The sequence below is a fragment of the Kitasatospora sp. NPDC091257 genome, assembly GCF_044757675.1.
Classification (GTDB): domain Bacteria; phylum Actinomycetota; class Actinomycetes; order Streptomycetales; family Streptomycetaceae; genus Kitasatospora; species Kitasatospora lactacystinica.
In genome coordinates this window covers 1-12,265 of record NZ_JBIVVI010000112.1, presented here as the reverse complement: position 1 = coordinate 12,265, position 12,265 = coordinate 1, and the positions used below count along the sequence as shown (strand labels likewise).

8 protein-coding genes are annotated in these 12,265 nt (G+C 75.9%); 7 read left to right on the top strand and 1 reads right to left on the bottom strand.

What is annotated here, in order from left to right; all coding sequences use genetic code 11:
- From infB to ACIQOV_RS07955, 7 genes are all read left to right on the top strand, one after another.
- Positions 1-2,743 (top strand): translation initiation factor IF-2 (gene infB, locus ACIQOV_RS07985; protein WP_401046162.1); only part of this gene is annotated, 2,743 nt, incomplete at its 5' end.
- Between the two features lie 152 nt (positions 2,744-2,895).
- Entirely contained in the window at positions 2,896-3,192 is a 297-nt protein-coding gene (locus ACIQOV_RS07980) for a DUF503 domain-containing protein (protein ID WP_030311386.1), read from the top strand.
- 153 nt (positions 3,193-3,345) lie between these two features.
- Positions 3,346-3,786 carry a 30S ribosome-binding factor RbfA gene (gene rbfA, locus ACIQOV_RS07975; RefSeq protein ID WP_359909144.1) on the top strand — a complete coding sequence of 147 codons (441 nt, stop codon included), beginning with the start codon at positions 3,346-3,348 and terminating at the stop codon, positions 3,784-3,786.
- Between the two features lie 2 nt (positions 3,787-3,788).
- Entirely contained in the window at positions 3,789-4,892 is a 1,104-nt protein-coding gene (locus tag ACIQOV_RS07970; protein ID WP_401046157.1) for a bifunctional oligoribonuclease/PAP phosphatase NrnA, read from the top strand.
- Positions 4,893-4,927: 35 nt separating this feature from the next.
- Positions 4,928-5,857: a tRNA pseudouridine(55) synthase TruB gene (gene truB / locus ACIQOV_RS07965; RefSeq protein WP_359909139.1), complete on the top strand. Its 930-nt coding sequence runs from the start codon at positions 4,928-4,930 to the stop codon at positions 5,855-5,857.
- A gap of 192 nt (positions 5,858-6,049) precedes the next feature.
- Entirely contained in the window at positions 6,050-9,691 is a 3,642-nt protein-coding gene (locus tag ACIQOV_RS07960; RefSeq protein WP_401046154.1) for a serine protease, read from the top strand.
- A gap of 65 nt (positions 9,692-9,756) precedes the next feature.
- Positions 9,757-10,701: a bifunctional riboflavin kinase/FAD synthetase gene (locus ACIQOV_RS07955; protein ID WP_401046151.1), complete on the top strand. Its 945-nt coding sequence runs from the start codon at positions 9,757-9,759 to the stop codon at positions 10,699-10,701.
- Between the two features lie 58 nt (positions 10,702-10,759).
- Here ACIQOV_RS07955 and ACIQOV_RS07950 read toward each other — a convergent pair.
- The coding region (locus tag ACIQOV_RS07950) for a MinD/ParA family protein (protein WP_401046148.1) at positions 10,760-12,265 on the bottom strand (1,506 nt) is incomplete at its 5' end.

Genomic DNA, 12,265 nt, shown 5'->3' with positions numbered 1-12,265 from the left:
CCCTGGTCCCCGTCCGACCCCGGCTGCCGCCGCGCCTTCCGCGCCGGCCGCCCCCGCCGCCCCGAAGTCGGCCACGCCGGCTCCGGGTGCGCCGACTCCGGGCCCGCGCCCGGCCGCGCGTCCCGCCGCTCCGGCGGCCCCGGCCGCGCCCGCGGCCGAGTTCTCCTCGCCGGCTCCGGCCGGTGACGCCCCGCGTCCGGCCGCCCAGGCCCCGCGCCCCAGCGGCCAGGCCACCGGCGGTGCCCGTCCGGGCCCGCGTCCGGCCGGTCCGCGTCCGGGCAACAACCCGTTCACCTCGGGCAGCGCGACCGGCATGGGCCGCCCCGGCGACCGCCGTCAGGGCGGTCAGGGCGGTGCTCCGCGTCCGGGCGGTGCCCAGGGCGGCGACCGTCCGCGTCCCGGTGGCGACCGTCCGCGTCCCGCCGGTGCTCCGGGTGCCGGTGCCCCCCGTCCGGGTGGCGCCCCGCGTCCCGACGGCATGCCGCGTCCGGCCGCGCCGCGTCCCGGTGGTCCGACCCCGTCCGGCATGCCTCGCCCGAACCCGGGCATGATGCCGCAGCGTCCGGCCGGCCCGCGTCCGGGTCCGGGTGGCCGTGGTCCGGGTGGCCCCGGCGGCCGTCCGGGTGGTCCGGGTGCCGGCGGTGCCCGTCCCGGCTTCCAGGGCCGTCCGGCCGGTCCGGGCTCGCGTCCGGCCGGTGGCGGTGGCTTCGGCGGTCCGCGTCCCGGTGGCGGCGCCCCCGGCGGTGGCGGTGGCTTCGGCCCGCGTCCCGGCGGCTTCGGCGGTCGTCCCGGTGGCCCGGGTGCCCGTGGTGGCACGCAGGGTGCCTTCGGTCGTGGCCCGGGCGGTCGCCCGGCTCGCGGTCGCAAGTCGAAGCGGGCGAAGCGCCAGGAGTACGAGGCCATGCAGGCCCCGTCCGTCGGCGGTGTGATGCTGCCTCGCGGCAACGGCCAGACCGTTCGCCTGTCGAGCGGCGCCTCGCTGATGGACTTCGCGGAGAAGATCAACGCCAACCCGGCCGCGCTCGTCTCCGTCATGTTCAACCTCGGTGAGATGGTCACCGCGACCCAGTCGGTCTCCGATGCCACGCTGCAGCTGCTGGCGGACGAGATGGGCTTCGTCCTGGAGATCGTCAGCCGGGACGACGAGGACCGCGAGCTGCTGGAGTCGTTCGACATCGACTTCGGCGCCAACGAGGGCGACGAGGACCAGCTGGCCCCGCGCCCGCCGGTCGTCACCGTCATGGGTCACGTCGACCACGGTAAGACCCGCCTGCTGGACGCCATCCGCAAGTCCAACGTGGTGGCCGGTGAGGCGGGTGGCATCACCCAGCACATCGGTGCCTACCAGGTGGCGACGGTCGTGAACGGCGAAGAGCGCCCGATCACCTTCCTCGACACCCCGGGTCACGAGGCGTTCTCCGCCATGCGTGCCCGTGGTGCCAAGTCCACCGACATCGCGATCCTGGTGGTCGCGGCCAACGACGGTGTCATGCCGCAGACGGTCGAGGCGCTGAACCACGCCAAGGCCGCGGGTGTGCCGATCGTGGTCGCCGTCAACAAGATCGACGTCGAGGGCGCCGACCCGACCAAGGTCCGCGGTCAGCTGACCGAGTTCGGTCTGGTGGCCGAGGAGTACGGCGGCGACACCATGTTCGTCGACATCTCCGCGCGCCAGGGCCTGAACATCGACCAGCTGCTGGAGGCCGTGGTCCTGACCGCGGACGCCTCGCTGGACCTGCGGGCCAACCCCGAGCAGGACGCGCAGGGTATCGCCATCGAGGCGCACCTGGACAAGGGCCGCGGCGCCATGGCGACCGTGCTCGTGCAGCGCGGTACCCTCCGCGTCGGCGACTCGATCGTCGTGGGCGACGCCTACGGCCGCGTCCGCGCGATGCTGGACGAGAACGGCAACAGCCTCGCCGAGGCCGGCCCGTCCCGTCCGGTGCTGCTGCTCGGTCTGACCTCGGTGCCCCGCGCCGGCGACAGCTTCATCGTCGTCGACGAGGACCGCACCGCCCGTCAGATCGCCGAGAAGCGCTCGGCCCGCGACCGCAACGCCGCCTTCGCGCAGCGTCGGGTCCGGGTGTCCCTGGAGGACCTGGACAAGGCGATCGCCGCCGGCTCCATCGAGCAGCTCAACCTCATCATCAAGGGTGACGTCTCCGGTTCGGTCGAGGCTCTTGAGGACGCCCTGGTCAAGCTGGACGTCGGCGAGGAGGTCGAGCTCCGGGTCCTGCACCGCGGTGTGGGTGCCATCACCGAGTCCGACGTGGACCTGGCGATGGGCTCGGACGCCATCATCATCGGCTTCAACGTGCGCGCCGAAGGCCGTGCGCGCGCCGCGGCCGACAAGGAAGGCGTGGACGTCCGGTACTACTCGGTCATCTACCAGGCGATCGAGGAGATCGAGAACGCCCTCAAGGGCATGCTCAAGCCGGAGTACGAGGAGGTGCGCCTCGGCGCCGCGGAGATCCGCGAGGTCTTCCGCTCCTCCAAGTTCGGCAACATCGCCGGTGTCCTGGTCCGCGACGGCATCATCCGCCGCAACGCCAAGGCCCGCCTCATCCGCGACGGCAAGGTCGTGGCGGAGAACCTCTCGATCGAGGGTCTGCGCCGCTTCAAGGACGACGCGACCGAGGTCCGCGAGGGCTTCGAGGCCGGTGTCACCCTGGGGTCGTTCAACGACATCAAGGTCGAGGACATCATCGAGACCTACGAGATGCGCGAGAAGCCGCGCGCCTAGTCGGTGTCAGCCGGGGCCGGTCGACGGGTGGTATTTCCGTCGACCGGCCCCGGTCTCGCTGTGTAGGGTCCGGGAAGTAGTCGGACACAGCGGAGCCGGCCCGGTTCCGGGTTGCTCCCCGAGGCCTTCCAGGTCGGCGAGACCTGTCATACATGTTCGTGGGAACACTCACCTTCGACCTGCTGCTGGGCGACGTCCACTCGCTCAAGGAGAAGCGTTCGATCGTGCGGCCCATCGTGGCCGAACTGCAGCGCAAGTACAGCGTGTGCGCTGCCGAGACCGGGAACCAGGACCTGCACCGCCGGGCCGAGATCGGTCTGGCGGTGGTGGCCGGCGAAGCCGGGTACGTCACCGAAGTCCTGGACAGCTGTGAGCGGTTGGTCGCCGGCCGCCCCGAGGTGCAACTCCTCTCCGCGAGGAGGCGCTACCACAACGACGACGATGAATGAGGCCCGTGGAGCCGGTCGGCGGAAGTCGCCGTTCTCACACGGATCAGGACCGAGAGCGCCCGCAAGGCCGGGCGCGGGCCGGTACTTTGGGGCGTGGGCCCCGACGGGTGCGCAGCTCACCCGGGTACCGGGCCCACTGCACGAGGAGGCAACGTGACCGACACCGCAAGGGCGCGCAAGCTCGCCGACCGCATTCAGGTGGTCGTCGCCCAGACCCTGGAACGGCGGATCAAGGACCCCCGTCTGGGGTTCGTGACCATCACCGACACCCGGGTGACCGGAGACCTGCGCGAGGCCACCGTCTTCTACACCGTCTTCGGTGACGAGACCGAGCGCGAGGCCACCGCGGCCGCGCTGGAGAGCGCCAAGGGCGTGATCCGTTCCGAGGTCGGCAAGATCGGCGTGCGCTTCACGCCGACGCTGACCTTCGTCGCGGACGCGCTGCCGGACAACGCCCGGAACATCGACGACCTGCTCGACCGGGCCCGCACCTCGGACGCCGCCGTGCGCACCCAGGCCGCGGGGGCGGACTACGCCGGCGGCGCGGACCCGTACCGGGTTCCGGCGTCCGAGCGTGACGACGAGGACGAGTAGTCATGGCGGGTGAGCCGGCGCGGGCCGCCCCGCGAGCCGGATCGACCACGGGGGCGTCCTCCACCAGCACGGTGGAGGGTGCCCTCGCGGCGGTCCCGGGCCCGCGCACCGAGGAGAGCGGGTTCGAGCTGATCTGGCAGCAGGTGGTGGCGGAGATCGGGCGGGCCCGTTCGATCGACCTGATCTGCCACATCTGCCCGGACGGCGACGCGCTGGGCTCCTCGCTGGCGGCCGCGCTGGCGCTGCGCGCGCTCGGCAAGCAGGTGCGGGTCTCCTTCGGTGACGATCCGCAGATCGTGCCCGAGTCGCTGGTCTTCCTGCCCGGCCAGGAGCTGATCGTGCCGGCCGCCGCGGTGCCGGAGGTGCCCGAGCTGGTGCTCTGCTTCGACGTGGCCGCGGAGAGCCGGCTCGGCCTGCTGCACGACAAGGCCTTCGCCGCGCCCGTCCTGGTGGTGTTCGACCACCACGCCTCCAACCCGGGCTTCGGCACCCACCAGCTGATCGACCCGACCGCTCCGGCCACCGCCGTGCTGGTCGACGAGCTGCTGCGCCGGCTCGGCGTCGAGCTGGACGAGGAGCTGGCCACCTGCCTCTACACGGGTGTGGCCACCGACACCGGCTCGTTCAAGTACCGGGCCACCACGCCCGCCACCCACGAGCTGGCCGCCCGGCTGCTGGCCACCGGCATCCGGCACGACCTGATCTCCCGGCAGCTGTGGGACACCTCGTCCTTCGGCTACCTCAAGGTGCTCGCGGGCGCGCTCGACCGGGCCGTCTACGAGCCGGAGGCGGCCGACGGGCTGGGGCTGGTGTGGACCTGGGTGCCGTACCAGGACCTCGCGCTGTTCAGCGTCACGGTCGAGGAGATCGAGGGACTGATCGACATCCTGCGCCGCCCGGCCGAGGCCGAGGTGGCGCTGGTGCTGAAGCAGGACCCGGACGGCACGCTGCGCGGCTCCTCGCGCTCCCGGGGCGTGGTGGACGTCGCCGCGGCCTGCGCCGAACTGGGCGGCGGTGGGCACGTCCACGCGGCCGGATTCAGCGTCCGGGAGGACGTGGCCGTGGTGGTCGAGCGGTTCCGGGGCGCGCTGCGACCGGTACGTTGATCATCTCTGCTGATGTTGTTGAGAGAAAGAACCCGATGAAGCGCAAAGGCACCGGCCCGGACGGCCTGGTGATCGTCGACAAGCCCGAGGGCATCACCTCGCACGGGGTCGTCGCCAAGCTGCGGTGGCTGGCCGGGACCCGGAAGGTCGGCCACGCCGGCACCCTGGACCCGATGGCCACCGGCGTGCTGGTGATCGGCATCGAGCGGGCCACCCGGCTGCTCGGCCACCTGATGCTCACCGCCAAGACCTACGAGGCGACCGTCCGGCTCGGCCAGACCACCGTCACCGACGACCGCGAGGGCGAGGTCACCTCCTCGGCCCCGGCCGACGCCGTCACCCGGGAGGCGATCGACGCCGGGATCGCGGCACTCACCGGCGAGATCATGCAGGTGCCGTCCAAGGTCAGCGCGATCAAGATCGACGGCAAGCGCTCCTACGCCCGGGTGCGCGAGGGCGAGGACTTCGAGCTCGCGGCCCGGCCGACCACGATCCACTCCTTCACCGTGCACGAGCAGCGCGCGGCGGTCGCCGAGGACGGCACGCCGGTGATCGACCTGGACGTCACCGTCGAGTGCTCCTCCGGCACCTACATCCGGGCGCTGGCCCGGGACCTGGGCGCCGGGCTCGGCGTCGGCGGCCACCTGACCGCGCTGCGGCGCACCAAGGTGGGGCCGTACGGGGTGGAGTCGGCGCGCACCCTGGAGCAGCTGGAGGCGGAGGTCACCGGCGAGGACGCCAAGGGGCTGGAGGTGCTGCCGATCGCGGAGGCCGCGGCGGCCGCCTTCCCGCGCTGGGACCTGGACGAGGCCTCGGCGCAGAAGCTGTCGCACGGCGCCCGGCTGAAGGCGCCCGGGATGGGCGTGGACGGGCCGATCGCGGTGTACGGGCCGGACGGGCGCTTCCTCGCGCTGGTCGAGGAGAAGGGCGGGCAGGCGAAGCCGGTCGCGGTCTTCGTCGGCTGACGGCCCCACCGCTGTTCGGAGCCCCCGTCGGGAGTCATCCCGACGGGGGCTCCGCCGTTCCCGCGACACCTTCACCCGCACGAGGGAGCGCGCGGAGCGAACGCCCGTGGTGAGCGGCGCGGGCGCGGTCGGGGCGCCGCTCCGGCGGGCAGGCTCCCGACGGCGAGCGAGCGACGGCCGAAGGGGTACGGGATGCCGGGGTTTCCGGAGGGCGATCCGGGGCGGTACCTGCTGCGGATCCGCGACCTCGACGGGCGGCTGCACGGCTTGGGGTTCGTCGCCGACCCGCAGGGGAGCGTGCTGACGGCGCACGAGAGCGTGGCCGGCCTGGACCGGATCGTGCTGCACACCCCCGGCGGGCAGACCAGGGTGCTCGGCCCGGACGCCGTGCTGCCACTGCCCGGGTACGGCCTCGCCCTGCTGCGCACCGAGGCGGTCGGCGGGCTGCCGGTGCCGCCGCTGCCGCTGGCCCCCGCCGCGGCCGCGCGGGAGGTGCTGCTGCCCGCGCTGGCGGGGGAGGATGGCCGGGTGGTCGCGCTGCGCTGCGGGCTGCTCGGGGTCACCGCGGCGGCGTACCGCGGGCACCGGCTGGGCGGGGTGCTGCTGCTGGACGTGCCGGTGGTCGGCGGGGTCGCGGTACCGGCCGGCTCGCCGGTGCTGGACGCCCGCAGCGGGGCGGTGGTCGCCCTGGCCGCGCCCGCCCTGGGCGGGCCCCGGCACGGCGGGGCGCTGCCGGCCGTGGCGGTGGGGGCGGGCCCGTCGGACGGGACGGGCGGAGCCGAGGCGCTGGCCGGGCTGCTGGCGGGCAACGCGGCCGCGGTGCCCGGCTACGGCCCGGCGCTCAACCTGGCCGGGGTGCTGCGGCTGACCGCCGCCCAGGTGACGGCGGCCGGTGCCGGGCCGGGCCGGGTGGCCCACCTGGCCGCCGACCGGGTGGACCGGCCGGACGGCCTGGCCGGGGACGCTCCGGCCGCGACCGTCACCGTGCTGGTCGGCGCCCCAGGCAGCGGGCGCACCACCGAACTGGCCGCCCTGGCCGCCCGCCGCCACGGCGGCGCCCACCCGCTGCCCACCCTCTGGCTGCGCGGCGCCGACCTGCACGCCGACGACCGGTCGCTCGCCGAGCCGGTGGAGCGGGTGCTGGCCGCCGCGGCGGCCGGACTCGGCACCCCGGCGCCCGCGCCCGAGCCGGTGGCCGCGCTGTGCGCGGCGGCCGGCCGGCCGCTGCTGGTGGTCCTGGACGGCCCCGAGGAGGCCCCGCTGCCGGTGGACGCGCGCTGGCTGCGCGGCGCCGGCCAGTGGCTGACCGGCTGCGGGGCCCGGCTGGTGACGGCCTGCGGGGAGGAGCTGTGGGAACTGCTCGCGGCCGAGACCTGGGGCAGCGGCACCCCGGGCCCCCGCCGGACGGAGGAGCCGCACCCGCACGGGGACCTGGGCAGCGCCCCCACCGTGCGGATGGACGGCCGCGGCCACGGCGGGCCGAGCCTGGCCGGACAGCGGCTCGGCCCGCTGCCCCCCGAGGCGGCCGAGCGGGTGCGCCGCCGGTACGGGCTGCCCCCCGGGCACCCGGCCGCCGCCGAGGACGCCCGGCACCCGCTGGCCGTCCGGCTGGCCGGGGAGCTGTGGGCCCAGGGGCTGCACGACGGGCCGGTGCGCCGGGGCGACCTGTTCGGCGCCTTCCTGGACCTGCGCTGCCTGCGGGTGGCCCAGCGGCTGGCCGAGGAGGCTCGGCCGCGCCGCCCGGGCGCCCACCGCCGGGGCGCGGTGCGGCCCGGCACGCCGCGGCACCGGCGGGTGCGCCGGCTCGCGGCGGCGGTGGCCGGGCGGGTGCACGAGGCGGCCCGGCGGATGCTCGGCGGCCGGTCGGACGGCGGGCTGGAGCACGCCGTCTTCGAGGAGCTGTTCCCGGTCGAGGGCGGCTGGGCCACGGCGGTGCTCGCCGAGGGCCTGTTCGTCCCGGCCGGGCCCGGATTCCGCTTCGCGCACGGGGAGTTCGCGGACTGGCTGCAGGGCCGGCACCTGGACCTGGACGCGGCGCTGCGGCTGCTGCTCGGCGAGGCCGAGGACACCGCGCCCTGGCCGGCCGGCGAGCCGGAGGAGCCCGGCGGCCACCGCGCGGGGGAGCCGGCCGACGGGGCGAACGCCGTGCCCCGGCACCGGATCGGCCCGGTCGTCGCCGCGCTGCGCCGGGTGGCCGAGACCTGGGGCGCCGGCGCCCTCGACCCGTGGCTGCACCGGATCTGGCGCGCCCTGGACCTCCGCCCGCCGGGCAGTGAACCCGCCTGGTGGGCCGCCGGGTTGCTCGCCGCGGGTCTGACCGTCGGCCCGGACCCGGCCGAACACCGGGCACTGCTCGACCAGTTGGCGTCCCGGATCGCCGAACGGGCGGGCCCGGCGGGCACGGCGGCGCTCCGGGCGGCCGGACTCGGCCGCTTCGGCCCGGCCTTCTGGACCGGCCTCGGCCTGCCCGTCGAGGCCGAACTCGACCTGCTGCGCCGCCTGATGCCCGCCGACGGCCCCGGGCAGCGCTACCTCGCCGCGGTGGCCGAGCGGCTGCGCGCCGACCCGGTCGCGGTGTTCCCGCTGCTCTGTGCCTGGTTCGAGGACGCGCGCGGCCTGCCGGGGCGCCCCGGCCGCACCGTCGCCGACGTCGCCCACGACCTGCTGCGCGCCCACCGCCGGCTCGCCCTGGACGAGCTGGCCGACGCGCTGGCCGCGGCCGCGCACCCGAGGGCGGACGCACTGCTGACCGTGCTCGCCGCCGAGGAGCCGTCCGCGCTCTGCCGCGCGGTGGACCGCTGGAGCCACGACCGGCGGCCCGAACGGCACGTCGCGGCCGCCGTGCACGCGCTGCGGACCGCCCCGTACGCCTCCGGTGCCGGGGCGGAGCTGCTGCGGTACACCGCGCTGACCCTGCTCGCCCGGGAGGACGAGCCCGGCCTGCACGGGGCCGCGCTGGCCCTGCTGGTCGGTGACCCGGCGACCCGCTCCGCGTACCTGCCGGCCGCCCTCGCCCGGCTCCGGGCCGGCGGCGACGCCTTCCTCACCCCGCGGGCGCTCGCCCCGGCCCTGGAGAGCGACCCGGAGCCCGTCCTGGCCGCGTTCGCCGCCCGGTCGGCCGGCCCCGGCGCGGTCCTCGCCGAGACGCTGCGGGTGCTCGCCGACGCCACCGCCCCGGCGGCCGTGCGGCGGGGCGCCGAGCTGGCCGCCGGGCTGCTGCGGGCGGACCCGGCGCCGGCCGGGCCGGTCGCCGTCGACTACCTCGGCCGCCGGCTGGGGCGCGCCGGCGCCGTCGGCCCGGCCGACCGGCTGGAGCTGCGGGTGCTGCTCGGCGTCGCGCTGGCCGCCCGCGGGGCGGAGGTCCGGCGGCCGTTCGCGGAGGTGCTGTCCGTCCCGGTGGCCGACCCGGCGGCGGACGCGCTGCGCTGCGAGCTGCTGGACACCCTGCTCGCCACCGAGGCCGACCCGGCGGTGCTGACCACCGCCGTGGAACGGCTCGCCGAGCACTGCGCGGCCGAGAATCCCGCCCGGGCCCGGGCGGTGCTGGCCCGGGCCACCCCGGGGCTGCCGGGCGCGGACGAGCTGCTGGTGCGCTGCGCCGGACGGTCGGCGGCCTTCGCCCGGCTGCTCGCCCGCTGGCCGTCCGGCGCCGCGCCGACCGCCCCGGACGGCCCCCGACTGGCCCGGATGCGGGCCCTGACGGCGGCCGGACGGGACCCTCAGTACGCCGCCGCCGAGGCCGAGCGGGCCGTGTCCGGGCGGGCGGCGGGGCCCTCGGCGGGCTCAACCCGTATTCCGGTGCCTGAGCCGGGGCAGGCGCATGGCACGCTATAGGGGTTCGGGTTTTGAGCGTTTGAGCGTACAGAGGGTACGCGCCGTACGGAACAAGGAGCGGTCAGGTGCAGCGCTGGCGTGGCCTGGAGGAGATCCCCGGGGACTGGGGACGCAGCGTCGTCACCATCGGCTCGTTCGACGGGGTGCACCGCGGGCATCAGCTGATCATCGGGCGGGCGGTCGAGCGGGCCCGCGAACTCGGTCTCCCGGCGGTCGTGGTGACCTTCGACCCGCACCCGCGCGAGGTCATCCGGCCGGGCAGCCACCCGCCGCTGCTCGCGCCGCACCCGCGCCGCGCCGAGCTGATCGCGGAGCTGGGCGTGGACGCGGTGCTGGTGCTGCCGTTCACCACCGAGTTCTCCCAGGAGTCCCCGGAGACCTTCGTCCGGCAGGTGCTGGTGGACGCGCTGAGCGCGCGGGTCGTCATCGAGGGCCCCAACTTCCGCTTCGGCCACCGGGCCGCCGGGGACGTCGCGCTGCTCGGCGAGCTGGGCCGGGCGGACGACTTCGAGGTCGAGGTGGTCGACCTCCAGGTGTGCGGTACGGCCGGGGCCGGCGAGCCGTTCTCCTCCAGCCTGACCCGCCGGCTGGTCGAGTCCGGGGACATGGCCGGCGCGGGCGAGGTGCTGGGCCGCCCGCACCGGGTCGAGGGCGTGGTGGTGCGCGGCGCGCAGCGTGGCCGCGAGCTGGGCTACCCGACGGCCAACGTCGAGACCGTGCCGCACAGCGCGATCCCGGCCGACGGCGTGTACGCGGGCTGGCTGACCGCGGACGGCGAGCGGATGCCGGCGGCGATCTCGGTCGGCACCAACCCGACCTTCGACGGCACCGCCCGCACCGTGGAGGCCTACGCCATCGACCGGGTCGGCCTGGACCTGTACGGGATGCACGTGGCCGTGGACTTCCTGGCCTACCTGCGGGGGATGGAGAAGTTCGACTCCATCGACGCGCTGCTGGACCGGATGGCCGACGACGTCAAGCGGGCCCGTGAGCTGACCGACGGCGTCTGAGCGCCGCAACGCCGGAAGGGGCCCACCGACACCAGGTCGGTGGGCCCCTTCCGCCGTTTCACTGCTGGGGCGCCTGCGGCGGGTAGCCGTAGCCCGGTCCCGGCTGCTGCCCCCAGGGCGCCCCGGGAGCGGGCTGCGGCGGGTAGCCGTACCCGGGCGGGGGCGGCGGGACCTGGCCGGGCTGCGGGGCCCACGGTGCCCCCGGGGCGGGCTGGCCGGCCTGCTGCGGGTACGGCTGGGGCTGCTGCTGCGGGTCGGCGTACGGCTGCGGGTAGCCCGGCTGGGCCTGCGCCTGGGCCTGCTGCTGCCAGCCGGCCTGCTGGGCGGCGGCCTGCTGGGCCCGGACGATGTCCTCGCCGACCAGGGTGGCCAGATCGAAGTAGGCCTCGCGGACCTTGGGCCGCATCATGTCGAGGTTGACCTCGGCACCGGCCGCCAGGCTCTCGTCGAACGGCACCACGACGACGCCGCGGCAGCGGGTCTGGAAGTGCGCGACGATGTCCTCGACCTTGATCATCTTGCTGGTCTCGCGCACCCCGGAGACCACCGTGATGCTGCGCTGCACCAGGTCCGCGTAACCGTGCGCGGAGAGCCAGTCCAGGGTGGTCGAGGCGCTGGAGGCGCCGTCCACGCTGGGGGTGGAGACGATGATCAGCTGGTCGGCCAGGTCCAGCACGCCGCGCATCGCGCTGTACAGCAGGCCGGTGCCGGAGTCGGTCAGGATGATCGGGTACTGGCGGCCCAGCACGTCGATCACCTGGCGGTAGTCCGAGTCGTTGAAGGTGGTCGAGACCGCCGGGTCGACGTCGTTCGCCAGGATCTCCAGGCCCGAGTTCAGGTCCTGCGAGGTGAACTGACGGATGTCCATGTAGCTGCGCAGGTGCGGGATGGCCGTCACCAGGTCGCGGATGGTCGCGCCGGTCTGGCGCTTGACCCGGCGGCCCAGGGTGCCCGCGTCCGGGTTGGCGTCGATCGCGATCACCTTGTCCTGGCGCTCGCTGGCCAGGGTCGCGCCGAGCGCGGTGGTGGTCGTGGTCTTGCCGACACCGCCCTTGAGGCTGATCACGGCGATCCGGTAGCAGCTCAGCACGGGGGTGCGGATGATCTCCAGCCGGCGGGCCTTCTCGGCCGCCGCGGCCTTGCCGCCGAACTGGAAGCGCGGCTGCTGGCGCTGCTGCTTGGGCTGGCTGCGCAGCAGCCGGTCCGAGGACAGCTCGACGGCGGCGGTGTAGCCGAGCGGCGCGCCGTGCGCCGTCTGCTGCGGGGCGGCGGCCTGCTGGAACGCGCTGGGCTGCGGGGCCTGCGGCGGCTGCTGCTGCCACGCCTGGCCGGGCAGGGGCTGGCCGGGCAGGCCCTGCGGACCGGGCTGCGGCTGGGCCGGCTGCTGGTACGCGGCGGGCTGCGGCCAGCCGCCCTGGCGCGGGTCCACCGGGCCGGGCTGCGGCACCGGACCGGGCTGCGGCGGGACGGCGGCCTGCTGGGCTTGCTGCGCCTGCTGGGCCGCCCACGCGGCCTGCGGGTCCCAGGCCGCCGCCGGGCCCTGGGGGTCCTGGGGGTGCTGGGG